The sequence below is a fragment of the Enterococcus sp. FDAARGOS_375 genome (assembly GCF_002393265.1).
Classification (GTDB): Bacteria; Bacillota; Bacilli; order Lactobacillales; family Enterococcaceae; genus Enterococcus_D; species Enterococcus_D innesii.
The window spans coordinates 2,134,178-2,158,665 of sequence record NZ_CP023515.1 but is presented as its reverse complement, the minus strand read 5'-3'; the positions used below and the strand labels follow the sequence as shown (position 1 = coordinate 2,158,665).

The window sequence follows — 24,488 nt, the reverse complement described above, 5'->3', positions numbered from 1 at the left end:
ACAGTCCTCCTTTTTCATTCCCCCTGAATATCTTTTGGTGCTTCTTGCTGCCAATTTTTGGATAGGAAATAATGGTTGATTTCATAAGATGGTTTCTCTTTGCCCTTAGAATCCAAGAATGGCTGAATGTATTCATCTGCTGCTAGCCAGCCACGCCAGCCTAAGTGAATCGTATCTTCCATAAAATAGGGTTGATTGCCTTTCGTTGATAAATCAGCGATATTCATAAAGCCTTGACTTCTTAACTGGTAGCGGATCTTTTTGTCAAAACCAGTCAACACCTCTTGCGGTAAGCCAGTATAATCCATCCACTTCTGATTGATAGGCGGAATCACAAATAAGACATCCACATTGTTGCGAGCAAATTCTGTCAGTACTAGTTGAAAGTCACTATATTCTGGTCCAAAACGATAATCCCATTTCTTTTGAGAGCCTTTCATTTTATCTATGCGGCTTTGCAGATTATGTTGGTAAAAAGAATTCTTGATCCCTAAAGAATTATTAGTCGTTTCTGCTTTTCCTTCATTATCGGCTACTTGTTCTATTTGAGCGAGATTATAGGTAGAAGGTAATTTCTTTGCAGCAGCAGTGATTTTGTCAGTCAAGTTATGCCCCAACCCAAGACCACTAAAAAGCTCATCTTCCCGTTTCAAAATAGATCGTTGCAGATCAATCTGTTTTTTCTGCCAATCAGTTGGTATCTTACCGGATTTCACTTCATTCAAGACTTGTTCCGTCAAGCGATTTTCTCTCACTTTCGAATAGTCTAAGAGACGTTCGGCATAGTATTGATCGGTGTCAGAGATTTTCTTTAACGAAGAGAGCCAATCGTACACATGCTGTTCGGAATAATGATGGTTGAAATAGTCTCCTTTCAACCCTTTAGGAACGAACCATTGAGGGGAAACGATGAAGACTGCTTTTTTCCCTGCTAATTCTTTCGCCATTGATTGAATGATGGCGTACTGGGTCAGCGACTGGGTGCCAGGTGCACCAATCAAAAATGGCGTATAAGAACGGTGATATTTCTGCACCAATACGGAAGGATGTGTGACACTCACACGGTTTAGTTCGGATGAGCCAAAAAATGGGACATATTTTCCTGTTGCTATTGCCTCATTTTTGATATGATCCCCACGAAACACCGCATCATTCATTGCCGTCGCCGCTTGAGCGATGACTTTCGGATCGTGGCTATTGATCTTCCAAGGGCCAAGGAAGAGTCCCCCGACAAGAATCACCGCACAAAGAAGCGGTCCAAAAGCCGTGAATAGTCGTTTTTTCATCATCGGCTTTGCAGCGTGTCGACTTTCTCAATGATTTTTGCTGGTGTATTCCACTCTGCCCGGTCAAATTCTGATACAGGAAACTCAATTCCTAACCGCCCTTCTAGTTCAACCAGCAATTGAACAGATCCTAATGAATCTAATAATCCTCCATCAAAAAGATCGATTGTTTCGTTTTCTTTTACTTCGTCACTTCCTGTAACTGATACTAAAATGTCTAATACTGCTTCTTTGGTTGTCATATTCTTTTCTCCTTTTATTTAACGAATAATTTGTCTAAGATTCCTGAGAAAATCAGGAAACTAAAGCAAACTGCTTGGAAGGTCAATACAGTGGACACCGCTTTGGTTAGTTTGTTCGAAGGTAGATTTCCTTGTTTTTTCTTCCAACGGATCCACGCATCATTTCCGCAAATCAGTGTCGCATGATATACCCCGTATAAAATGTAATACCAGGTAAGACCGTGCCAAATGCCCATTAATAGAAACAGGGCGAAATAACCGACATTAGATGCTACTATACGACTTTTGAAAACTTTCTTTTTGATCAGGGTGAACATCAATCGCATGTATACGTAGTCTCGGAACCAAAAAGACAGACTCATGTGCCAACGATTCCAGAATTCTTTGATATTGGGCGCCAGAAAAGGTTTATTGAAGTTAGCTGGTGTATCATAACCCATGAAGTTGCTGATACCAATTGCAAATAAACTATAACCAGCAAAATCAAAGAACAGATACATACTATAGACATACATATACCCTAGCATTCCCCAAGAGAACAGTCCATTTTGCAGGGCTTCTTTGGTCACGATCGGTAGTAATACTTGACCGAGATAATAACCAAGAATGAACTTATACAGGAGCCCTAGCATTATTTTGGCGACTCCTTTGTTTAAATAGTCGAGATACACTTCTTTTGTCGGTGGATTCAGCAGATCTTTCTCAAAGCGACGATAACGATCGATCGGTCCCGAAGAAATCGTTGGAAAGTATAGTAAAAACTGGATATAACGCCAAGGATGGTATTCTTTGATCAGGCCATCCCGTATCTCCATGATCATTTGCACCGATTTGAAGGTCAGATAAGAGATGCCCAAGAAATAAATCAGTGAGGCATGCCCAACAAAGAAAGGGGTGACTTTACTCAATGCCAATGGTAAGATCGCTGCTACCACTGCACCATAAAAGACGCCTGAAGTATTTGCTCGTTGACGATGCTGATAATAGCCATAGACGAGTAATGTCTGATACACGACGTACCCGATCAGCGCCAGACCCTGCTGCCAATATTCACCACCAAAACTTACGTACAATACCGCTAGTGTGAGTAACGTTTGATACCATTGCCAACGCTTTTGTTTGAACAGCAGCACAAGCATCATCGGAAGCAATCCTACCATTAGCCAAATGAAATAGGTGGGATTTGCATAAGGAATCATATGCTGCAGGTTCATGAAGGATTCACCTCATTTGTCAGCCGTTTGCGGTCGATTTTGCCATTTGCCGTATGGGGCAGATGCTCAACATAGATAAATCGCTGCGGGATCATATACTCCATCACCGTTTCACTCAGTGAAGATTTGATGGCTTTTGTCAGTTGAAACTCTTTCTCGAAGGGGTGCGTTTCGGGAACGACATAAGCAATCAACTGTTCCACTTTCTTTTCTTGATATTTAGGGACTACGACGGCTTGTTTGACCCACGAACTATTGCTTAAATGATGGTCAATCTCTTCTAGTTCCATTCGATACCCATGGAACTTCACTTGAAAATCAAGACGCCCTTCATAATGCAACAAACCATCTTCCGTCATTCTGCCGCTATCGCCGGTTCGATACGCTGGTTGCCCTTCATGGACAAAAAATGCCTCTTTTGTTTTTTCGGGATTGTTCAGATATCCTTTTGAAACGCTAGGACCACTAATGATAATCTCACCTACTTGCCCTTTAGGAACTAGTTGATCTTCTTCCATAAAGAAAACCGTCGAATCTTCTTTCACATACCCAATTGGCACCCGATCATATTGCTCCAGTAATTCTTCAGTGATTTGCACGCCGGATACGGCAACAGTCGCTTCAGTAGGTCCATAAGTATTGTAGATTTTTGCATTCGGAAAACGTTCCAGTAGCTCTTGAGCGGTTTTTTTCGGTAGTTCTTCCCCACAGAATAAGAAACGCTCCAACTGAGGAACGTGCATCCCGTCAAAGGTCTCTTCCATCAAACATAGTTTCATAAATGAAGGTGTCGAGATCCAAACATTGATAGCCAATTGCGGCAAAATCGCAAATAATGTTTTGAAGTCATTAATGACAACCTTTTTTAAAGGTACCAAGCAGCCGCCAGAAGTTAATGCTGGGTACACCCCCATGACAGAGAGATCAAAGGAATACGGTGCCTGCGCCAAATAATACATCCCGTCGCGTAAGGAAAAATCTTTCAATGTCCATTGCACGAAACTCAATAAATTCCCGTGACTAATCTGGACTCCCTTAGGGATGCCGGTCGTTCCTGATGTAAAGATGATGTAATAAATATCATCTTTTCCGAGCGTTTTTGCGTTACCTAAATTGCGCCCGCTTTGATAAATTTTTTCCAATTGATTTATTTCTAGCATTGGAATCATTGTTTCCGGACCTTGCCAGTCAGCTACACTAATGATCAAATCTGGTGTAGCCACAGAAAGGATCAATTCAACACGCTCTTTTGGTGTGGTACTTTCAATGGGGATATATGCCCGACCAGTTTTGGAAGCTGCCAAAAAAGCTGTCAGCATGTCAAATTCTAACTCGCCATAAACAACAATCGGTCCGCGAGTTTCCAACGTTTCCTCGAAATAGGCAGCTAATTGATTGGATCGAGCTGCTAATTGTCCATAAGTATATACTTGGTGATCTTCCCGGTAGGCAATCCTCTCTGAATCTTTTTTTGCCCACTCTTCAATGGCTTGCACAATATTCACCACGTTCATGAACATTCCTCCTAAAATTCATTATAGATAAAGGTGCCACCTTGCACGTTTTTATAGTGATAAAGATAAATTATCATAACGATAACAAAAAAATATAAAATAGTTTTCCACACAAAAGTAAGTACATGACTCTCAGGTCTATTATTCATAAATTTTTTCACAAAATTTCACCTCATGATAATATTCTGGAACCATTTTAATATAATTCAATAATACGAGACATTGATTTGTAGACTATAATCCTTACAATTTGGTAAGATTATTCTATGTTATTTAAACTTAATAAGGTTATGGTTATCCTATTAATATATAATGTATCTGGTCTATGAAAAATTGAATATTTTGTTTCTATTACTTACATCAAACGAATCGCTTCATGTGATTAATTAATCAATATAAATTATATGAAAAATCTCAATTATATTAAGATCTTATGGATTTTCCATAATAAAATCGAATTGAAAAAACACAGTTTGCGATTTTTTTTACAAAGGTTAAAATTTTTTAATTACTTAATTCAATATTTCTCTCAATTTCCTTAAGTTTCTCTTTCAAAACTACTTTATCAGACAAACGCTTAATTTTATTAACCAATTTATTTATTTCTTCATATTTTTTTTCGATATGTTCTGCTTTACTTTATCTCCGCTATAGCAATCATTTATAACTTCCTCTGTATGATTAATTAATTTTATTTGATATTTTACTTCTCTTAATAAACCTTTTATCACTCGTTTCCAATTATCTTCTTCAAATATGTCTATATTTATAGAATCTATTGTTTTAATATCAACATTGTATTCTATCACAATATCTTTCCGAACAGTTGAACCATTAATAGCCGGAGGGGGGATTGAAAGATTTCATTTACTGAATTTTGTACAATTAGTTTTTGTTGAATAATATTACATTGTTTACTTATTGCTTCAAATTGATCTGTTTTCAACTTTTCTCTGGGATACTTTTTCTTAAAGCTATGTATTTGTTCATTTAACTTTAGCAATAACTGGTTAATCGAAGATACCCTTTGATAATTTAAACTTTTTGATAAAAATCCTAAGTCATCTGAAAAGCTATCAATGACTTTTCCAATAGATCCTGAACTTTCTAAACTTAACAATTTTTGCTCAATTTCATTCCTTTCATTTTTGTATTTATTTTCTATGTAAGCTCCTAATCCACCAAGCAGAACTACCATAAAAAAAACAATACACCCACTAAGCACTAGTATCGTAACATTATACTCTGTTACTCTCTAAATAAAACATTTCTGACCTAATTAATTGAGCTGCTTGAGAATCTATAAAATGGGCAATTAAAAAAGGATCAAAAACTTTTAAGTTTCTGACCACATCCAAGATTTGTCCTAATACTCATAAATCTAAATTTCAATTGAACAATGATTTAGTTACGAGTCTATGAACACAAAAATAGAGTGATACATATAAATTATAGTATCTAAAAAGAGTGTCCAGAAACTAGCATTTTCTGGACACTCTTTTTAATCAAAATATTTCATTTTCTTTTCTTTAACAAAATCATTACTACTGCCGTCAGAAGAACAATTCACATCCTCTTCATTTTTTAACGCATGTATGGAATCAAGGATTGCCTTTGCTTCGTTCTCCTTAAAAATACCTAACTCTTCTTTTCTTTGCGTAAATTGCAAATTCTCAACCGTCGCAGCGTTGCTTAAAAAGCCCATCAGTTCCTTAGAAAAATGGTTGAAAACGATCACTGTCCAAGCCTTTTCTCTTCTATCTTCAAGAGAAATTAGTTTACCACCTACATCATTCTTCATTTGGTTTAACCAGGATAAAGTGATCTCTTCCATCGACCTTCCGATACTCCCGTTGACACGCTTTACATAAATATTGACCATTAAGATAAAAAAAGTCGCCTTTCCTGACACGAACTTGTTTTGCTAACTCACCGCAATCACATTTGATCCAGCTAGGCGGCCAGTATAAGCGTCGATTGTAGGGCGTTATTGGTACTTTCCATTGCCCACCGTAACATTGTCTTTCTTCAGCCATCTTTATAAGTCCCCTTTCAACATACGATTAAGCACCTAATCGATCCTTATCCTTAAAACGGACACCTTCTGCATAACCGGAGTAAAATGCTTCCCGATCCCTCACGGTGTGAGAGGTATCTTTACCAGGTACCAGTCCAATTTTTTCGACTTCAGCCTGAACCACTTCAGGTACTTGCAAAGCCAATTCATAGCCGTTTGTCAGCACTTGTTTTCGAAATGTTTGCGACAAACCTTTCAAGTATCCTTCCAAATAGTCTTGTTTTAACTGCCATTTCCGTTTGTATTTTCGTCTGATATCAGGCAACTGAAGAAACTGCCTTACACAGTAGCTGGCACTACCACGAGCATACTCAAACGTGATTTGAGCAATTTGTACATCGGACACGATCCCAACAAAGTGAAGTTCAATCGGTTTTCCGGACACATAGTAATACCGGACACGAAAATTTTTAGCAATGATCCTCGCTAATCGGTAAAGCCATTTTTGTGGCCGGCCTTCATAAATCACCGTATTGATCACTGCTTATGACTTTTGTTCTTGCTTATAATGAAAAACGTCTGATTCATCGATATTATGCTGAAGCATCAACTCTTGTGCTTTTGCCAAGGCTGACATCGACTCTTCGTCATTGGCATCATTTGCAAGAGCTAATAATTTTACGATTTTCTTTTTGGCTTTTTCATCCATTGGATCTCACCTTTTGTCTGATTTTAGTTTACCACGTATTGGATAACGGTTTCACTGATAAAAGTAATGAGTAAAAGTGATAGCACTTCAATGAAATAGAAAATAAAGTGCGGTCACTTTCTGAGCGCAGGAATTTCAAATCCCGCTTTTTCTTGCTCAAGCAACATATCTAAAGCGATACACATTAATTTCGATTCACTTTTTTTGTACTTAGTATTCAAGTGCTTCAGTCCCTGCTTCCTCTTTTCATTAAGCGTTACAGGAAGACGTGTATTTCCTTTTGCAATAGCCATAACTCGCTCTCCTTCATTGAAACGATCGTAGATTTGATAAAAGACGCAGCGAGCGTAAATCACACTCGCCGCAGCTTTGAACCGATTCTTTTCTACTGATTGTTTTTCATGACTTCCTTTGCTTCTTCTGTAAGGGGAAAGACTTTTGCAACAGCCATGCCACAAGGAATTGCCCCTACAGCTTCCTCACAAATGACACCAGCTTCTATCAGCACCTTTTCAATGCCCGTATTTTCAGACCACCCTTTGATTGCGACGTAATCCTGTCTGATCCCGATACTCGTGTTCACCGTGGCCGTGGCAACCAGCTCTTCTTCAGACTGACCTCTTCTTTTCTTAGTCAGTTGAATCGCTACATTGTTATTATCTTCATAGTGATCAAATATCACAGTACATTTTTTTTTATTTAAAACGGCATTCATTATTTTTCCTCCTAGAGATAAGGAGTTGCATTATCAAGCTCTGATTATTCAGTGGCTTCTTCTTTTAATTGATCCGCAAGTTTTGTAAGCTTGGCGGCATTATCAAATCGCATTCTTTCTATAGAAGACCTTTTATGAGCAAGATCTGCAACAGTTGTTGCGGCAACTCCTGATTTTTTTTGAATTTCATACAATGATTTTCCACTTTCAAAAAGCAACCATTCTATCTTATCTTTATCTGCGTACATCTTTTTTCCTCCTGAAAGGAGTATGACAATTAAAACTTGCCACTACTCACAATTATGGTATATTTTGAGTAGTAGCATTCCCTGCACGGTTTTGTTACTTGCGCTTGTTCTGACCCACTCAGAATAAGTGCTTTTTTTATTTTGCAGTAGTGATCCCTCCCTTTTTTATCCGTATACCGGATCTTCAGATAGTTATAGATCCTTTCTAAAAATTAAATATATCGGTATACCGTTGTATTTATTATACCACGGTATACCGATAGTGGCAATCTATTATTGCTTTTTTTTGATTTTAATGGTCAAAAAAGATGATTTTAACCAATTTGGAAGTGTTTTGCTATAAAATAAATGACTGATACAGTAACCGAATTTCCAGCTTGTTTGTACAGCTGGCTGTCCGAAGTTATTTGATCGTATCTGCAGTTATAGTGATCAAGCCCGTTACTGATTATTTCTTCAGCGATCTGCCTATTACCGAATTTCGCTGCCAAAAAGGCCCAATCAGGAAACGACTGCAGTCGCCAACATTCAAGTGGTGTTAGTTTCCGAATCTGAAAATCATCGGTTACTACGGCTTGCTGATCACCTGTAACGACGGTATTTGCTTGCTGATTTCCCACACGTCCCCGACGTTTTGTAGATTTAGGATAAGCGAAATTGATACTATCGCCTGGTAGTGCTGCAGTATAGCCTTTTTTCGTGGCTTCTTTCACCAGTATTTTGGGTTCGTGACCGCCACCACTCATGGTGGTAAGTGTAGGGCATAACCCTTCTACGGAATGGATTGCTGCAGCTGATCGATAAGAACCATCGATCGACCCTGCCACGATAATTCCGTGACGATCTTGTGTGGTTAAGGTAAACATCGGCGCTTCATTTTCCTTCATTCTACGGCCGTTTTGACGAATAGTAGCTTTATCTGGCGTTAGGATCGGGATCGCAATTTTATTTCCTTCTCCTTTGTTTGTGGTGATCGTAGGACTAAGTCCTGAAGCGTCATACACTTGGCCATTCATTCCGCCACCGCTTGGATTGACGTTGCCAACAACGATTTGTTTCGGTGTTTTGTATTCCGTTGCTGTCAAAGTCCCCATCAGACCGTCCGTATAGTACGTTCTTTCTCATGTAAATCGACTTAAATCATTCGCTGCATGTGTCGTTCCAGCTAAATGGATCCTTCCTGATTTTTGATCAGCTGATCCTTCTTCTCTTGTGAGAGGAAAAATCTTTTTGGTACCTGCTCCTCTAAGATGTCCGATAATAAATACACGCTCTCTGTTTTGGGCGACAAACTCTTTGCTGTTAAACACTTGCCACACCACGTCATACCCCAGCTCATCCAGGGTTCGGAGGATCGTCTCAAACGTAGCCCCTCGTTCATGGTTGAGGAGTCCTTTGACGTTTTCAAGGAATAAAATGCTAGGTCGCAAAATATGTGCGAAGCGTGCAATCTCAAAAAAAAGAGTTCCTCTAGTATCAGCCACAATACCCAACACATCGGTAGCCAGCTTGTTCCATCCCTAAACGAAATCCTCCGATTCCTGAAAAAAGATCTAAAAAGGTGCCTTTATTTTCTGTTGTACCATTTTCCATTGTTCACTCAGTTTCTTCATGTGCATGAAAGGTATTTCAAGTACCTGATGGATTAAGAATACCGAGAAAATGGATGGTTAAATTTCGAAACAACGGTGGTACTTAGACCTTTTTTAAGAAATAAAAGCGATCTTTTTCGCCCTCCACGTTCCAGCCGCCTCCACCACTTAGGAGGGCAAAAAAAATAGACGTGCAAGGCACGTCTGTAGAGCAAAAGGTTGATATTTCACTGAAATCTTGCTATAATTACTATGTAAAGAGGAGTTGCGCTAACAACTCCCCTACAGCACCGTTTAAGACGGCGGCGGATCAATTAGTTAAAAATAACCGTAACCCTGCTAAAGTTGACGGTTATTTTTTTGCACTCTTTTTTCGTTTCTTCTTGCTTTTACGCTTAGAAGAACGAGTGTTTATAATCGTATCTGCTAGTTTCACACATGCTTCGATTAAACCAATGAAGGCTAATAAAACAGGCGCTATTGCTAACAAAATGCCGATTATATCCACATCTTGCAAAAGGCTACTCCTTTCTTCAGATTTCGATAGTACATTCATAATGCACCACCTCACTTTCAAAAAAAGCGCCACCGTCACAAACTTTACTGTACTCATATTATACCATAACTCACGCTAAAAACCTAGATTTATCAAGGCTTTTAGCGTTTTTTTTATGTCTAAATCCGAGTGAAATGCTTGTTCCTTCAGTCGCTCCAGCCACCACCACCGCTCCTTCAGAAACAGTGTTGCTGACACAACCCGAAGTGATCGATAGAAAAAAATACCAGGATCAGGCAGAGATCTCTTGTTCTTTTAAAGCCAAAATAGACAAAGCGTTCGCAAACTGCAGTAAGCCTGATTGAGAATCATCGACGATCACATTTTTCTGATAATGGATCCGATCACTCACGTGATTGATTGATAATCCGTAAACAAAACGCATCAAAAAGATCTTTCGTCTCCGATCGGTGATTTCTGGTTTATATGGATGGCTAATAGCCGTCAGACCCAAAGAAAACAAGTGGTGAAAATAAAGAAACTCTTGTTTGAACTGCTGATTTTCTTGAACAAAGCTGGAGTGTTTGATTTCTGGTATATCTTGGTCTAAGAGCGAATACGTTGAATGGATCGGCGGCATTCTCGTCAATCCCATCCTTTCTCTTGGAACAAGATAACTAGAGAGCATCGATCCGATCTCTCCTTTGGTTTTTTCCCAATCGATCACCTCTTTTTCAGGTAATTCAAATTGGTGAACATCAAATAATCGCACATTATTCCTCTTTTCATGATAGGTGATACAAACAGTTGTTGTTTGAACCTGAATTTTATATCAAAAAGACCTGGAGTTTCCAGGTCTTTTTTCGTCTTTGTTTCTCAAAATGGCAACGATTGACGGGCGTTCTTTGTGATTTTCAATTGGTCTAGCTATGTTGAGAGCCTAAAACGTCGGTAAATCAAGCTTCTTCTCTTTGGATCTTTTTTGAAGAAATCGGGGGGACGAGTTGGAACAGTGTTATGTTCCAAGCTGGACTCGTCGCAAGATAAGCGAAATGTTGCTTTTCTAACAAGCGTAAAATGCAGCGGACTTGATCCGCTGTTTTGTCGGACGTAATAGCCAGGCATTCCACAAAGTCAGCAGGCAAGGAGAAAACGGAACGATTCGCTGTCTGCCAGCCGCTGACGATCGTGGGATCAAATTCATACCGCCGACAAAAATCACTCACCGACAAACCAAGGTGCCCCACGATATACGCAGTAATCGGATAGCTGTCAACATAAGCTGAAAACGACATACACAATTCATCCTTTCAACGCTATCTTAGGTTTCACGGAAAAAGTGCCACCACTTCTTCTGTCTTTCTTGTTTCAGTCGCACGACTTCATTTTCAGGAGTAAATTTCCCCTTATGTTCTGAGGGGGTCTCATAACCACTTTGAGACGTTTTAAAATTTTTGGTATCATTGTTGGATTCTTTGTTTAAATCTTATGAGAAGTGTTCCTGCGACGTCAGAAGCAGTATTTGTTTGTTCGCTTGCAAAGTTAGTTGTTGTTGCTGATCAAGAAGTTTTTGTTGTTGGGCTAATAACGACTGCAGCTGCTCAATTTGTGCGTCCTTTTGTTGCAACTGTGCAAACAACTTCGTTTCTATACTGTCAGAGCTTGCTACGTCAGGAATTTCGAACGCTTCAAGCAACTCAGCGCGTCCTAGCCACGTCCTAGCTTGTCAGCAAGGTGCAACACTCCCGACCACAGAACTGTCTTATACCTTGGCTGTTTTTGGCAAGGTACGTTGGTTCTAGGTTGTCAGCATGTTTCCTCATAGCTTGTCTGCTGATACCAAAAAGTTCAGCAAGTTCTTTTACTGTCAACATTTGTTTTGGTTATCTGTCCGTTGTCACAAGGGTGCCACCTCGTTTGTTTTTCTTTTAGTATACATGAATTCGCTTTGCCAAGCGAAACCGATTGAATGCAGCAATCAAAGTAGAGGAACATGCAGTAAGAAAACTACATGTTTTATTCTAGTAATTTTAGTGTATAGTCGTCCGCTATGATCTCACCTTGCATGATCAGCAGTAAATGGTCGAAAGGGATTTTTGTGGATTTACCGAGTCGGTTCAGTTCTTCCTCACTCTTGATCCTTTCATAAATTTTTTGGTTCGCTCGATTCGATCCCATTCTGTATTGGTCAAGTAGCGGGAAAGTTCATAGGTTAGCCGAGAATCCTCTTCACCGTGCACAAGATCAACTCCTCTTTTATGGATTATTATAAAGGCAATAGGAAATAAAGAAACAACTGATCACTTGAATTGTTCATGTTATACTCGTTAATGGCAACTGCCCCGTGAGGGGGTGTAAATATGCTAGAAACTTTAATATCGCTGATTATCGCTCCACTATTCGTGGGTCTAGTACTCTTACTAGTTGATCGCTGGCTAGACGATTAGCCGATAGTCGAAGCAGTTGCCTTCTGGCCCCAACGCTGGAGTCGCAACAGCGCAAAAAAAGCCCTCCTATTCGCAGTAGGAGGGTTTTTTGGTGTAAACATGCTTGTTCTTTAATATCGCTTCGCACATTTATTATAGCAAGAAATTTTGAAAAAATCAAAATGCAGCAATCAGTACCAGTCATTTTTTCGTTCTGAAATTATTTGGAAATTGATATCGAAAAGGTAGGTCACATTTTCAACTTTCTATGGTCGAAAATGTGACCTACCTTAAAATTGACCAATCCCATGCAGCACTAACGTTTTACTGACCTCGTTACATGTAGGAAGTTGTTTCCTAACCCCCCTATTAGTAAATGGGGGTTCACGGTCACTTCAGCTCGCACAGCAAGCTGAAGTGACACCAGAAAGGCTACAAGGATTTTTTGCTAGCGCAAAAATCCTACAGCGTCTGCACAGCAAACGCTGTACGCCATTTCTCTTTTTTATCATAACGAAAGTAAACTATTTTGCAAAGTTTTTTCTCTCTAACTAATCAAAAGTTTTGTAAAAATTGATCAATGGTATCTGCGCTTCAACCCTTTACTTTAAATGAGTCGCTCGTTTTAAAATCATAAATCATTACACAATCTGCTTCTATATTTTCTTTGAGAAGTGGGTTTCTTTTTTGGTTTGTTTCTGCGTTGATTGCACGTAGTGTAATAAGGTCGATCTCTTTTTTTAATGCGCTACTTAATTTACTTTTTAACCGAATCACATCAAATATATTTTGGAGCAAAGACCCTTCACCGTCGATTAAAATATCTAAATCACTGGTTTCTGTTGCTTCGTTTCGAGCGTATGACCCAAACAGAAAAGCTTTTTTTATTTTCCATTCTAAAAATATTGGTGTACATAATTTTTGAATGTCACTAATTGTATAAATCAAATAACCGAACTCCTTGTCTTCAATTTGAATATTAAAATAAAAATGAAAAGCGACAATTATACTCACCGTTTAGGAAAAAATATTGATAAAAAAGGGAAGGAACAGGTAAATCGATTGCTTCTTTTAGATCAAAAAAAGGGAAAGAGCATAAGGTAGATACCCCCACCTTCTAGTTAGAAGGTGGAAAATAGGCTGTGCCTATTGGGTTTTAAGAGATTTCAAAGTGATATCATTGCGGCTTTTTTAGTGGCACCCAGATACCACTACCGATGGCACCTAGGTGGTACTTTTTGTAAAAAGTGCCACCTAGGTGCCACCATCAACCCTCAATTATTTTGGTAAATATTGGGAAACAATATCATTAAAATCACGTTCTTTTTTGACATCTTCTTGAACAGATTTGACCTTTTTCTTTTCTTCTTTCTTTGATTCGTCCTTCCTGTTTTTAAAGCGATAGTTCTTATTTCGAACAACTTTCTTACTCATTGTGACTGCTTCTTGATAAACATCAGAAGAAAAAAGGTCTTGTATTTTGGTATGATCTTGCTCCAATTTTGCATTGGTCATAATCTCTAATAAAGACAAAGAATCCAATACTTTTTTTTCGAAATTTATTTCTTTTCTCACCCGATTAAGTAATTCAAGCAGCGCATATCGAATCATCGGACTATCTTTAATATCCTCGTCAACGGGCAGATAGGTTTTTAATTCTTTCAAAGCATCTTCATGTTCCGTGTCTAAAAATACCGGAATTCGTTTCTTTGACATGTTATCTCACACACCTTTTTTGAGTTCGTCAATTTTCGATTCAATCAACTGAATCGTCTTTTCGATATCAGAAATTTTGGTTTGATTATCTGAAATGTTCCCTTTAAATGATTCAATCGTATTCTCCAAAGTGGTGATTGAATCTTACGTTTTTGCTAACTACTCTCCGACTTGATATTCTTTTTCTTCAGTGAAAGAAGCAATTTTTTCTCGTGCATTTTTTATTTCTTCGACAAGAGATTTGTTCTCTTCCTCAATCATTCTCGGATATAATGAATTTTTAGAATTTGATAATTTCATGAATTAATAAAGAAACTAGACTTTTTGAACCGATCCCCAAAAGTTAGATTCTTAGTCTAACTTATAGGAATCATTTTTTTTATGATAAAATTTAGTTGTGATTTTAAGAAAATAAATGGACAAAATTATCGTAACGATAACTCTTAAATAACAATGAAATGAAAGAAAAGACGAGAATCTTCCAGTACTTCGAGAATCTTGTCTTTTCTTGTTGAATATAAAAAACCGAAAATAGATATATTTTAAAGGCTCTTGTCAATAAATCTAATGGTAATAAGTCAAGTTGAAGATTGAAAATATTTTTATTGTGTAACCTGTTTTGAAGCGCACTTAACTAGCTCCGTCTAAAATCAAATTTTTTACAGGGGATTTCAAGGGTTTGCGTCAATAACAGAATGTTATTTACCTATTACTCTCCTTGGCAACGCGTAGAGTCGATGGTTACGTAGTAGCGTATCCACAAGACGCGTAACTTAAGACGATTGCTCGTTTGTGTTTATATTTGGGACCTCTTTACATTTGCTTTGATAAAAAACTTTATATTCAGGAAGATACTTTTTTATAGAGTTGGTAGCTTTAACTAAGTAGTATCCAAAATAGCGATTCCCTTGTTTTGTCAGAGGTGTATTTTATGACTGACAGTTACCAGATTGTTTGACTTTCGAATATAAGCCTGCATATTTTGCCAATTTTGTTTGATTTTCCAATCGTTCAATTTGACCGATTTCAACGATTAATTAAGTGGAGTACACCTTTCCAATACCTGGAACACCGGGCAAATATTGATATTCTCGAATGCCGACAAATAATTGCTTGATTGCTTTTCCAAGTCTTTGATGTTCTTTTCAAGCGCACGAATTTCACGTACAAGAACACTTAGAACGACATTGATGGATTCTTGTGCAAGTCTACCTAAACGATAACTCATGGTAATTGCACGTTGAATGATTTGGCAATTTTTTCTGGATCTTTAAAGCAACCTTTTCCTTCTTCTTGTAGTAAGTCACAGAACGCCTCTAAGGCTTCTTTAGCTATAGTCGCAGCATCCGCAATATTTCCATAGTTAATGCAATTCCTTTTACGGTATCTTCACCCATGACAACCATTCTAAAAATTTTCGCTAACTCGTCCATTCCAGCTGGAAAAGAATCCCAAAAATCAATATCATAATTACCATTTTAATGATTTGTATTCAAAAATCAGATGAATTGTTTGACGTGGCAATTAATAATAATACTTTAGCAATCAACAAGATGATTGACGGTATGTGGTTAAAGAAGAAAAATAGCTAGGAGATTTTTGAGAGATGACTGGTAAATTTAAAGATGAATTATTAACTGTTGTTGCAGATAATGATTTAAAAAATATTATTCAGTTAAGAAGATACTTTGAAAATCATAGTGATGAATTTACGTTCAAAAATATCACTCGTTTTCATCAAACCATTAATAATAATGTCGATGTTTTTGGTCTATATTTTGAGGGTAATCTTCAAAATTAAATGCACTTAAATATAAAAGCCCCCTGACGAAAGTCGAAGGGGGTTTTTATTTTGGTTTGAGGTTTGCATACCTACCGAAAAGGTAGAGTAGCAAAACGTCAAACAGGTATCAGCTAAATGCCACCATAAGGGTGCGCTGATACTCGGCTCAAAAGAGCCGACAGAGCCGTCTGCAAGACCCCTCGGAGAGCCCACACTTTACCTTGTAAAGTATAGTGGGTTATACTTTACAAGGAAGTAGTCACCGAATTCCAGTTAGAAATTACTTTGTAACTACGTTTTGAGGAGGAGTAAAATGCTTTCCTACGTTCGACATTACCCATTAGCGATAGCTAAATTAATGTGTCTGTGCTCTCCTAAAATCTGCTGATTTATTACTGACTAATACTGGAGGTTTTTTTATGGGACAGACAATCATATCTGCTATTGGTGTTTATATTTCCACCAGTATCGATTATTTAATTATTTTAATTATTTTATTTGCACAGCTATCACAGAATAAACAGAAATGGCATATTTATGCGGGGCAATATCTAGGAACTGGCTTACTTGTAGGGGCGAGTTTAGTTGCTGCTTATGTCGTCAATTTCGTGCCTGAAGCATGGATGGTTGGATTGCTTGGTTTAATCCCTATCTATTTAGGGATTCGCTTTGCAATTGTTGGAGAAGGTGAGGAAGAAGAAGAGGAAGAAATTATTGAAAGATTAGAACAAAGCAAGGCAAATCAACTGTTTTGGACAGTCACATTGCTGACAATTGCGTCTGGCGGAGATAATTTAGGTATCTATATACCTTATTTTGCTTCGTTAGATTGGTCACAGACCCTCGTGGCGTTGCTTGTGTTTGCAATCGGCATAATTATCTTTTGCGAGCTTAGTCGGGTGCTATCTTCTATTCCGTTAATATCCGAGACAATTGAAAAATACGAGCGAATCATTGTGCCCTTAGTATTCATTCCACTTGGACTATACATCATGTATGAAAGTGGCACGATTGAGACTTTTCTGAACTTTATTTTATAGATAAAAAAGCCCCTTAAATGGGGCTTTCAGACTGTAGACAAAGTACTAGTTTTTAGTGCTTTGTCTTTTTTTATCCGTTAAAATAAGAGTATCAATTGGAGGTGTATCCAGATGCTCTCAAAACAAGATATGAGTAAACGCGCACAAATCGGTTTCTTTTCTCTTGAAGACTTGGTCCCACAGGACCATTTATTGCGGCAAATAGATCAATGTATTGATTTCTCCTTTATTTATGAATTGGTTAAAGAGAAATACGATGAAATCCAAGGACGTCCTAGCTTGGATCCTATTCTTCTAATTAAATTACCAATGATTCAATATCTATTTAGTATTAAAAGTATGAGACAAACAATAAAAGAAATAGAAGTGAATATCGCTTATCGCTGGTTTTTAGGTTTGAGTTTAGAAGATCCTGTTCCTCATTTTTCAACATTTGGTAAAAATAGTGTTGCTGACCAATACTATTTGACACAGAACCATTTAACTTAACTTGATGCAAATAATAACTTATCTAAATCAAATATCTCAACATATTTTTGAGTATGCTGTTTAATTAAACCTCTCTCTTCCAATGATGAGAACTTACGACTTATTGTTTCTGGGGTTGTACCCAAGTACGAGGCTAGATCTTTTTTCGACATTGGTAAAGTCACATAAGTATGGTTTTCTTCATCTTCAACGTATTCTGATAGAAAATCAATAATACGAGACTCTACTTGCTCCATACCAACCTGCATCGTTTGCTTTTCTGATACCTGTAAACGTTTCGTAACATCTGATAGTATTCTTCTCATAATTTCTGGGTAAGCGCCTAAATAGTCATCCATATCCTTTTTATGAATTCTACATATGCTCACTTCTGATATTGCTTCAGCATAATTAGAATGGTAACTTTCAGTTTGAAAAATAGCCACTTCTCCCATAAAATCACCAGGATTTAATATGCGTACAGTTTGTTCACGACCAGATTCATTTAAGTTATAAACACGTACACGCCCATTATTTATAATATAAAGTGTGTCATCTTTATCACCATTTCCAAATAACAACGCATTCTTTGCATAATGTACTTCTTGCGCTGATTGCGCAATTAAACTCATTTGTTCTTCATTTAGGTGATTAAAAATCGGAACTAAACGTATACAATCTATATGACTATGGTGGTGATGGTGTGCCATACAGCTTTCCTCCTAATTAATCGTTATCTATATAGTCATCATCTTCTAACGCATCCTTGTTAACAAAGGCTTGAAGTTGCCAAATATTTATATCTAAGTAATCTTTATAACTAATTAGTAAATCTTCTAATGCATCATCTGCTTCTTCTTGTGCTAAACGCATTGCACGAACGGTAAATTCACGATTAGTCCTAAAATCTTCTACTAACTGTATGACCATTTCTTCAGCAGAATAATATTTTTCAGACGGATCTTCAGAAATTATTGTAAATTCCTGAAATTCAGTAGTTGTTGAAGCTGGCTTAAATCCTGAAGCTAGTAAACGTTCTGCAATCTTATCAAACCATGTCTCATTCTCATTGTATAAATTCTCAAAAACACTATGTAATGAATAGAAATTTGTGCCTTTCACATACCAATGATATTGATGTAATTTTACATGTAAGGTATGGATATTAGCAAGTATATGATCTGTGACAGCTACAGCATTAATCTTAGTATGATGAATGTGTTCTTTATATGCTTTTTCAGCAGCTAATTTTTCTTGTCTTTCATTTGCTGTTGTCATTTTATACACCTTCCTTTACTTTTGAACTAATAACTGAATATCCTAGGTTTTCAATAGCTCTTTCAATTGTACTCAAATTGACTTGTTCTTCATCAAAATCTACTTTTACCTTACTTGCATTGAACAGTACTTTTACAGAATCTTTTTCTACACCAGCTGTCTGTTTTAAACCACTTTCAATTTTTTGTAAACACGATGGACAAGTTAATGTTTCTAATTTTAATGTTGCTTTAGTCATATCTATCACTACTTTAAATAAATTATACAGGACATTTCTTTTAAGATAATTGACATAGATCAATTATCTTAATTGATATCTTCTTAATCTCATTGCATTTAAAATAACTACTAAAATACTTGCCTCATGAACTAACATACCTATCGACATAGACATCCATTCACTAAATATTAAACTAACCAATAATATTATCACCACACCAACAGCAATTAGAATATTTTGTCTCATATTCGCATATGTCCCTTTAGCTAAACCGAAAGCATGGGGGAGACGATTAAAATTGGGATTCATTAGAACAATATCTGAACTTTCAATAGCCACATCTGTCCCATTTCCCATAGCAATCCCTACTTCTGCAGTAGCTAGAGAAGGGCTATCGTTCACACCATCACCAATAAAAGCAATAATTTCACCAGTAGACTGTCTTTCTTTTAGAAACGCTTGCTTGTCCTCAGGTAACATATCGCCATGAGCCTCGGTTAATCCTAGCTCCTTTTTAACTAAATTAACTGTGCCTTGATTATCCCCTGATAATACAGTGAGATTTTTAACACCAAGTGATTTTAATTTTTGTAGGTCTTGTTTAACACCTGCTCGAACTTGGTCACGGATTCCCATTAAAATAATTAACTTACGATCAACTGCCGTTAATACAATACTCTTCTTTTTTTTTTCAAGAACTCAAAAAAGCGGAAAATCCCAGATTTAAAAATCTGAGTTTCCGCTTTTGTCATTTCAAGGATGGACTATTGTCTCAGCCTCTTCTAATTTATTCTTAAGATATTTTTACTTTCTCTGCAGGTGCTGATACTTCTTTTTGTTCTTTTCGACCTTTCAACTTATACTTCATTAATCTCATGCCATTGAAAATTACCACCAAGATACTACCTTCATGAACCAACATTCCGATAGACATATTCATCCATTCGCTGAAGAAGACGCTGGTCAACAAGACCAACACTACTCCAATTGAAATCACGATATTTTGTTTCATATTATTTGCGGTGGCTTTTACTAATCCTAATGCGTGAGGCAAGTTGCTGAAGTTCGAGTTCATTAAAACGACATCGGATGTTTCAATCGCTACGTCCGTTCCGCTTCCCATTGCGATTCCAATGTCTGCTAAAGCTAAGGACGGACTATCGTTAACGCCATCTCCAACAAAGGCTACAATTTGACCACGTTGTTGAAGTTTTCCGATATAAGCCGATTTGTCTTCCGGCAACATGTGGCCGTGAGCTTCGGTCAAACCAAGTTCGCCGGCGACCACATCAACGGTTCCTTGGTTATCTCCTGAAAGAACGACTAGATTTTTCACGCCCAAGTCTTTTAATTCCTGCAAATTAGCTTTCACACCCGGACGGACTTGATCGCGAATGCCCATCAGTACTTTTAATTCACCGTCGACCGCTGTCAAAACGAGAGAGTTCCCTTGTTGTTCAAACCGTTTGACATCTTTTTGCACTTTTTTGCTGAGAGTGACATTTTCTTTTTCCATCAAGGCCACATTCCCAACAGCCACTCTATGTCCAGCTACACTTGAAACGATTCCGCCGCCTTTCACGACTTCAGTTCCTTCAACAGGATAAAAATTTGTTTCTCCAATTTGATTTAAGACCGCTTTTGCTAATGGATGATCTGATTCCCGTTCCACACTGGCCAGATAGCCAAGCGTTTCAGCAGAATCTTTTTCATACAGTTCAGTCGCTGCAACGGTTGGGTTTCCGACAGTTAAAGTACCTGTCTTATCAAATACAATTGTATCCACATTGCTGAAGTCTTGAATGACTTCACTCCCTTTTAAAAGAACACCGTTACGAGCACCATTCCCGATACCGGCAACGTTTGAGACAGGCACTCCGATAACTAATGCGCCTGGGCAACCTAGAACCAAGATGGTGATTGCTAACTCAATATTTTGACTGAACGCCCATACAACAATTGCCAGAACCAAGACAGCTGGTGTGTAGTATTTAGAAAAGCGATCAATGAACCGTTCCGCTTCGGATTTAGAATCTTGTGCTTCTTCCACGAGTTCAATAATTTTTCCAAATGTGGTGTCCTCACCAACTCGGTCAGCTCTGATTTGAATCGTTCCGTTTTCTAAAATGGTTCCTGCAAAAACTTCTGCATCAGCTAGCTTGTTGACCGGAACAGCTTCCCCTGTAATGCTAGCTTCATTGATATGCCCTTCGCCCGTAAGGACTGTGCCATCCACTGGAACTTTCGCACCCGTTTTAACGAGCAAGATATCCCCTTCATCTACATCATCCACTTCTACTTCTTCAAATTCGCCATTATCCATTTGTTTCAAGGCGCTTTCGGGTGCCATTTCAGTCAATTCTTTGATAGCAGATCGCGTTTGGTTCAATGTTCGTTGTTCCAAGTAGTGTCCGAATAAGAATAAGAACGTGACAATAGCCGATTCTTCATAATTTTGAATAAAAAGCGCACCAATCGCTGCAATACTGACTAAGACATCAATACTGATGACTTTGACTTTCATTGCTTGAAACGCTTGAATGGCAATTGGCGTAATCCCAAAGACAGAGGCGATGATCAAAGACCACTCTGAAAGTCCTACGTTTTCTAAAACAAAGTGACTGAAGAAACCGAGTGCGATTAACAATCCACTGATGACGGTGATAACATTTTTCTTGCTTAATATATATTGTTGCATGCTTTTTCCCTCCAAATTTAATTTCTCTTTTATTGATAAACACAGTATAAGATAATTGCCTAAGTAATTAATTGACTGACATCAAGTTTTGAAAAAATACGTGTCCCTTCTCACTATTTTTTTGATCTAACAGCCTCAATGACACTTATTCCTCTTTACAGTTATAACGATACCCTCTTTTTATCGAATAAAAATTTACGGCTATCAAGTTTAGAAAGTTCTCTTTTATCGTTTCTAAGCACCTCGAATCGGATTGCAACAAAAAAGCAATCCCGGAAAAATAGCTTTTCTTCCAGAATTGCCTAGTTCATTTAATCTGTTAAGCGGCCTTGACTTTTGCTTTAAGGACCGGATAGCCTACGTTTTCGATAGCTTTTTGAATCTCTTCAATCGAAGTGACAGCTGAATCAAAATTGGTTTTGACTTTGCTGGAGTTGAATAATACTTTAATGCTGTCTTTATCAATACCGTTAACTGATTTCAAGGCACCTTCAATTTTTTGCATACAACTTGGACAAGACAACGTTTCTAATTGCAATATAGCTTTTTCCATAATTCCTATCTCCTTTATGTGTTTTTATTTTATCCGCAGCAGATTAATGAACACTGCCTTTTCCTCTTTACAACTGTAGTATAGCTCACTTTTAGCAAACGAAAATTGACGCATATCAAGTTTTGCACTTCTTTTTATCTTTTTGCTCAATTCACCATCTTAATAGTCTTTTTCTGCCCCTTATTGCCATCAGAATAATAATAAATTGGTGGATAGTCTTGTCTGCGTATAAACCATACTACAATCGCGCCAATAAACAGGGCCAGAGACAAGGCTTGCGAAACGCGGATCCACTCGCCAATCCATAAACTGTCCGTTCGCATACCTTCAATGAAGAACCGACCCACTGAGTACCACAAAACGTAACTCAAAGCGACTTCTCCTTGACGCAAAAGCTGTTTTCGGTTCCGTATAGTGACGATGAGGACAAAGCCCAACAAACTCCACAATGACTCGTATAAAAAAGTCGGATGGTAGTAGGTACCATTGATATTCATTTGTTCAATGATAAATTCAGGTAAATAAAGATTTTCCAAGAATTGACGAGTAACCGGTCCACCATGAGCTTCCTGATTCATAAAATTGCCCCAACGACCAATGGACTGGGCTAACAATACATTGGGCGCTAAAATATCAAGAACGAGTGCCAAAGAAGTACCTTTTTTCTTTGCATACCAATATAGCGTACCCCCTCCTGCAATCAATCCCCCATAAATCGCAATGCCGCCATTCCAAATCGCAAGGATTTGTCCTGGATTTTGCAGATAATAACCAAGTTCAAATAACACATAATAAAGCCGAGCGCCGAGGAGTCCAATCGGAATTGCCCATAAGGCCATATCGATAATGGTATCCTCTTCCAGTCCTTTTTTCTTTGCTTCCTTGGTGCTCAACTGGAGAGCCGCTAATATGCCCGCTGCAATAATGACTCCATACCAATGAATCACAACAGAACCAATCTCCACCGCATGGGGATTCAAAACGCCTAATACGAATTCCATTCTATTTGCTCCATTTCTTCAACTTTTCGCGTCATTCTAGTCATGGTGATGCTGAACAAGATTCCGGCTAAGCTCCATGGAAACCAAACAGTGAATACACTTTTATCTCCCTGGTCACTCGCTTCGTAATACGCCACTTTTCCGTGTCCGATTACGCCGGCTCCTTTTACAACTTCCTCTTCTTTTTCCATAGCTAACCTATCTGCCTCAACAACGTTAGACGTTTTTGCTTCGCCGCCAATCGTGTTCTTGGTGAAAGGGACGACAAAGAATGCACCCGCTGCTGACAACGTGATGGCAACTATCACCCAAAAATAATGCACATTCACCCCTACTTATTTTTACGTTTTGTTCGACAACCCTATCTTAAAGAAAAATAAAACAAAAAAACTTGAGGGTTATCATGTTTGTGCTTTTATTTTTCCAATGAATGAAGGTCGTTCTGTCTTAAAAAAGCCAAAAACGGACAGATGGAAGCAAAAGCACTGAGTTCTGTCCCGTTGTTAATGAAGAGCGACAGAACACCAATGTGTAGAAAAAAGTGTGTCCGATTATTCGCTGTAAAGCAATAAATCATCTAAATCCTGAATCTTGATCCTTTTCCCAGACAGCTGTTGAATCAATCCCTCGTCCTCCAATTCTCCAAATTTGCGACTGATGGTCTCAGGTGTCGTTCCTAAATAGGAAGCAATGTCCTTTTTTTCCATCGGCAGGGTGATGGTGGGAGAGTTGCCCATTTCAGGTTCCACATTTTCTGCCAAAAACAAAACTAAACGGGTAATGACACTCTCCAAGGCTACTTGTGTCGTTTGACGTTCTGAACTTTCTAACCGTTTAGACATTTCCGCCAATAGTTTTAAAGAAATAGCTGGGTATTGTTCCAGAAAATCTTGGACATCTTTTTGCTGAATCATACAGACAACGGTATCTCGGGTTGCTTCGGCATATTCCTCGTGTACTGCATCCGGGTTGAACAAGGTCCATTCTCCGGTGAAATCACCAGGGTTCAAGATCCGCACTAGCTGCTCTTTGCCAGAGTCTGCCAATCGATAAATACGGATTTTCCCACGATTGATAATATATAAAGTATCCTCTTTTTCTTGTGAACGAAACAGAAACTCTCCTTTTTGATACTGTTTCGTGTGGGCTTTTTCAGCAATGTAATTCATCGCGCTATCCTCTAAGTGATTGAATATTGGAACCAAGCGGATACAGGCTGCGTGGTCGCCAATTTCATGATGGGTATGTTTAGTCAATTCATTCTCCCCCTTT

30 protein-coding genes and 5 pseudogenes are annotated in these 24,488 nt (G+C 38.1%); 4 read left to right on the top strand and 31 right to left on the bottom strand.

From position 1 onward, the window contains the following. Positions 1-14: 14 nt before the first annotated feature. From dltD to CO692_RS18055, 19 genes and pseudogenes are all read right to left on the bottom strand, one after another. Complete coding sequence (gene dltD / locus CO692_RS11525; protein WP_096742290.1) at positions 15-1,289, bottom strand: D-alanyl-lipoteichoic acid biosynthesis protein DltD; 1,275 nt, start codon at positions 1,287-1,289, stop codon at positions 15-17. After that, complete coding sequence (gene dltC / locus CO692_RS11520) at positions 1,286-1,528, bottom strand: D-alanine--poly(phosphoribitol) ligase subunit DltC (RefSeq protein ID WP_010748144.1); 243 nt, start codon at positions 1,526-1,528, stop codon at positions 1,286-1,288. Before dltC ends, dltD begins: the two co-directional genes overlap by 4 nt. Positions 1,529-1,542: 14 nt before the next feature. Beyond that, the gene (dltB, locus tag CO692_RS11515) at positions 1,543-2,742 is read right to left on the bottom strand and encodes a D-alanyl-lipoteichoic acid biosynthesis protein DltB (RefSeq protein WP_005237703.1); all 1,200 of its coding nucleotides are present in this window, start codon (positions 2,740-2,742) and stop codon (positions 1,543-1,545) included. After that, positions 2,739-4,256, bottom strand: a complete 1,518-nt coding sequence (gene dltA / locus CO692_RS11510; protein WP_096742289.1) for a D-alanine--poly(phosphoribitol) ligase subunit DltA — start codon at positions 4,254-4,256, stop codon at positions 2,739-2,741. Before dltA ends, dltB begins: the two co-directional genes overlap by 4 nt. Positions 4,257-4,267: 11 nt before the next feature. After that, on the bottom strand, positions 4,268-4,405 hold the full coding sequence (locus CO692_RS11505; protein WP_080646975.1) for a teichoic acid D-Ala incorporation-associated protein DltX: 138 nt from the start codon (positions 4,403-4,405) through the stop codon (positions 4,268-4,270). A 656-nt stretch (positions 4,406-5,061) separates the two neighbouring features. Beyond that, complete coding sequence (locus CO692_RS11495; RefSeq protein ID WP_034695559.1) at positions 5,062-5,454, bottom strand: hypothetical protein; 393 nt, start codon at positions 5,452-5,454, stop codon at positions 5,062-5,064. Positions 5,455-5,757: 303 nt separating this feature from the next. Beyond that, a complete protein-coding gene (locus tag CO692_RS11490; protein ID WP_226818121.1) occupies positions 5,758-6,090 on the bottom strand; it encodes a hypothetical protein in 333 nt (110 codons plus the stop codon). Continuing rightward, on the bottom strand, positions 6,047-6,292 hold the full coding sequence (locus CO692_RS17955) for a hypothetical protein (RefSeq protein ID WP_096742288.1): 246 nt from the start codon (positions 6,290-6,292) through the stop codon (positions 6,047-6,049). The genes CO692_RS11490 and CO692_RS17955 overlap by 44 nt, the downstream gene beginning before the upstream one ends. A gap of 27 nt (positions 6,293-6,319) precedes the next feature. Next, positions 6,320-6,982: pseudogene (locus CO692_RS11480) on the bottom strand (DUF2786 domain-containing protein). A 113-nt stretch (positions 6,983-7,095) separates the two neighbouring features. Beyond that, a complete protein-coding gene (locus CO692_RS11475; RefSeq protein WP_010748127.1) occupies positions 7,096-7,275 on the bottom strand; it encodes a hypothetical protein in 180 nt (59 codons plus the stop codon). Between the two features lie 92 nt (positions 7,276-7,367). Then, positions 7,368-7,697, bottom strand: coding sequence for a hypothetical protein (locus CO692_RS11470; RefSeq protein ID WP_010748126.1), 330 nt, complete (start codon positions 7,695-7,697; stop codon positions 7,368-7,370). 44 nt (positions 7,698-7,741) lie between these two features. After that, positions 7,742-7,945 carry a hypothetical protein gene (locus tag CO692_RS11465; protein WP_010748125.1) on the bottom strand — a complete coding sequence of 68 codons (204 nt, stop codon included), beginning with the start codon at positions 7,943-7,945 and terminating at the stop codon, positions 7,742-7,744. A gap of 314 nt (positions 7,946-8,259) precedes the next feature. Next, positions 8,260-9,423, bottom strand: a pseudogene (dcm, locus tag CO692_RS17590) (DNA (cytosine-5-)-methyltransferase); the annotation flags it as partial. Continuing rightward, positions 9,422-9,538, bottom strand: a complete 117-nt coding sequence (locus CO692_RS18145) for a DNA cytosine methyltransferase (protein WP_376706903.1) — start codon at positions 9,536-9,538, stop codon at positions 9,422-9,424. The pseudogene dcm and the gene CO692_RS18145, both read right to left, overlap by 2 nt. Before the next feature lie 351 nt (positions 9,539-9,889). Further along, the gene (locus CO692_RS11455) at positions 9,890-10,093 is read right to left on the bottom strand and encodes a hypothetical protein (protein WP_010750032.1); all 204 of its coding nucleotides are present in this window, start codon (positions 10,091-10,093) and stop codon (positions 9,890-9,892) included. Between the two features lie 232 nt (positions 10,094-10,325). Then, complete coding sequence (locus CO692_RS11450) at positions 10,326-10,805, bottom strand: transcriptional regulator (RefSeq protein ID WP_096742287.1); 480 nt, start codon at positions 10,803-10,805, stop codon at positions 10,326-10,328. Between the two features lie 184 nt (positions 10,806-10,989). Continuing rightward, positions 10,990-11,328 (bottom strand): hypothetical protein, encoded by a 339-nt coding sequence (locus CO692_RS11445; RefSeq protein ID WP_096742286.1) that lies wholly within the window; start codon positions 11,326-11,328, stop codon positions 10,990-10,992. Between the two features lie 191 nt (positions 11,329-11,519). Beyond that, positions 11,520-11,729, bottom strand: coding sequence for a hypothetical protein (locus tag CO692_RS18140; RefSeq protein WP_226818352.1), 210 nt, complete (start codon positions 11,727-11,729; stop codon positions 11,520-11,522). A gap of 421 nt (positions 11,730-12,150) precedes the next feature. Next, positions 12,151-12,273, bottom strand: a complete 123-nt coding sequence (locus CO692_RS18055; protein WP_264291231.1) for a hypothetical protein — start codon at positions 12,271-12,273, stop codon at positions 12,151-12,153. A 120-nt stretch (positions 12,274-12,393) separates the two neighbouring features. Here CO692_RS18055 and CO692_RS17585 point away from each other — a divergent pair, with 120 nt between their 5' ends. Then, on the top strand, positions 12,394-12,480 hold the full coding sequence (locus CO692_RS17585; protein WP_115224856.1) for a type I toxin-antitoxin system Fst family toxin: 87 nt from the start codon (positions 12,394-12,396) through the stop codon (positions 12,478-12,480). 573 nt (positions 12,481-13,053) lie between these two features. On the opposite strand, the gene CO692_RS11430 is transcribed toward CO692_RS17585, so the two are convergent. From CO692_RS11430 to CO692_RS18135, 3 genes and pseudogenes are all read right to left on the bottom strand, one after another. After that, entirely contained in the window at positions 13,054-13,407 is a 354-nt protein-coding gene (locus CO692_RS11430; protein WP_060792970.1) for a nucleotidyltransferase family protein, read from the bottom strand. 330 nt (positions 13,408-13,737) lie between these two features. Beyond that, positions 13,738-14,175: a hypothetical protein gene (locus tag CO692_RS17695; protein WP_016612339.1), complete on the bottom strand. Its 438-nt coding sequence runs from the start codon at positions 14,173-14,175 to the stop codon at positions 13,738-13,740. A 698-nt stretch (positions 14,176-14,873) separates the two neighbouring features. After that, positions 14,874-15,510 (bottom strand): annotated as a pseudogene (locus tag CO692_RS18135) (transposase); the annotation flags it as partial. A gap of 271 nt (positions 15,511-15,781) precedes the next feature. Here CO692_RS18135 and CO692_RS11410 point away from each other — a divergent pair. The 3 genes and pseudogenes from CO692_RS11410 to CO692_RS11400 all read left to right on the top strand — a co-directional run. After that, entirely contained in the window at positions 15,782-15,976 is a 195-nt protein-coding gene (locus tag CO692_RS11410; protein WP_005225228.1) for a hypothetical protein, read from the top strand. A gap of 401 nt (positions 15,977-16,377) precedes the next feature. Continuing rightward, positions 16,378-16,998 (top strand): CadD family cadmium resistance transporter, encoded by a 621-nt coding sequence (locus tag CO692_RS11405; protein ID WP_005237707.1) that lies wholly within the window; start codon positions 16,378-16,380, stop codon positions 16,996-16,998. 111 nt (positions 16,999-17,109) lie between these two features. Then, positions 17,110-17,442, top strand: a pseudogene (locus CO692_RS11400) (transposase); the annotation flags it as partial. 41 nt (positions 17,443-17,483) lie between these two features. Here the strand turns inward: CO692_RS11400 and CO692_RS11395 are convergent. From CO692_RS11395 to CO692_RS11350, 9 genes and pseudogenes are all read right to left on the bottom strand, one after another. Further along, on the bottom strand, positions 17,484-18,176 hold the full coding sequence (locus tag CO692_RS11395) for a Crp/Fnr family transcriptional regulator (RefSeq protein WP_005225225.1): 693 nt from the start codon (positions 18,174-18,176) through the stop codon (positions 17,484-17,486). A 16-nt stretch (positions 18,177-18,192) separates the two neighbouring features. Beyond that, positions 18,193-18,744, bottom strand: coding sequence for a Dps family protein (locus tag CO692_RS11390; protein ID WP_005237709.1), 552 nt, complete (start codon positions 18,742-18,744; stop codon positions 18,193-18,195). 1 nt (position 18,745) lies between these two features. Beyond that, positions 18,746-18,982 (bottom strand): heavy-metal-associated domain-containing protein, encoded by a 237-nt coding sequence (locus CO692_RS11385; RefSeq protein WP_005225223.1) that lies wholly within the window; start codon positions 18,980-18,982, stop codon positions 18,746-18,748. A 63-nt stretch (positions 18,983-19,045) separates the two neighbouring features. Continuing rightward, positions 19,046-19,657: pseudogene (locus CO692_RS11380) on the bottom strand (HAD-IC family P-type ATPase); the annotation flags it as partial. 100 nt (positions 19,658-19,757) lie between these two features. Continuing rightward, positions 19,758-21,662 (bottom strand): heavy metal translocating P-type ATPase, encoded by a 1,905-nt coding sequence (locus tag CO692_RS11375; RefSeq protein WP_005225221.1) that lies wholly within the window; start codon positions 21,660-21,662, stop codon positions 19,758-19,760. A 319-nt stretch (positions 21,663-21,981) separates the two neighbouring features. Continuing rightward, a complete protein-coding gene (locus CO692_RS11365; RefSeq protein WP_003125439.1) occupies positions 21,982-22,215 on the bottom strand; it encodes a heavy-metal-associated domain-containing protein in 234 nt (77 codons plus the stop codon). Between the two features lie 146 nt (positions 22,216-22,361). After that, positions 22,362-23,216 (bottom strand): prolipoprotein diacylglyceryl transferase, encoded by an 855-nt coding sequence (gene lgt / locus CO692_RS11360; protein ID WP_081132255.1) that lies wholly within the window; start codon positions 23,214-23,216, stop codon positions 22,362-22,364. Beyond that, positions 23,201-23,539: a hypothetical protein gene (locus CO692_RS11355; protein ID WP_081116777.1), complete on the bottom strand. Its 339-nt coding sequence runs from the start codon at positions 23,537-23,539 to the stop codon at positions 23,201-23,203. Before CO692_RS11355 ends, lgt begins: the two co-directional genes overlap by 16 nt. 228 nt (positions 23,540-23,767) lie before the next feature. After that, positions 23,768-24,472, bottom strand: a complete 705-nt coding sequence (locus tag CO692_RS11350) for a Crp/Fnr family transcriptional regulator (protein WP_003125436.1) — start codon at positions 24,470-24,472, stop codon at positions 23,768-23,770. Between the last annotated feature and the right edge of the window lie 16 nt (positions 24,473-24,488).